Here is a 284-nt window from a genome sequence, read left to right as displayed (position 1 = left end):
TACCACCCGCGCTGTCCATGGGGACCCAAACCGCATACGCGGTTCCTCCCGGCGCTGCTGATCGCGGCGCGGGAGGGGCGAACGCTGCGCTCGATTCAGCGCATCTTCCTCGACCTCGCGCATGGCGGCTATCTCGACAAGGCGACGCTCGGCACGCCGGGAGGTGCGACCTGGCAGGGCATGCGCGTCACCGACACATTGGCGCTTGGTGAGGGGTTCGAGACCTCGGCCGCCTTCACCCAGATCCACGGCATCCCGTGCTGGGCGACGCTCGGCGCGGCGCG

The 284-nt window shown here is 70.1% G+C and carries 1 protein-coding gene; it reads left to right on the top strand.

Annotated features, from left to right (window positions below; genetic code table 11):
• Positions 1–284 (top strand): hypothetical protein (locus CVH10_RS19645; RefSeq protein WP_219924866.1); only part of this gene is annotated, 284 nt, incomplete at both ends.

Source organism: Halomonas sp. ND22Bw (assembly GCF_003011945.1).
In the GTDB taxonomy this organism is placed as follows: Bacteria; Pseudomonadota; Gammaproteobacteria; order Pseudomonadales; family Halomonadaceae; genus Halomonas; species Halomonas halophila.
The sequence above is the reverse complement of the archived record's forward strand: the minus strand, read 5'-3'. Positions and strand labels throughout refer to the sequence as shown.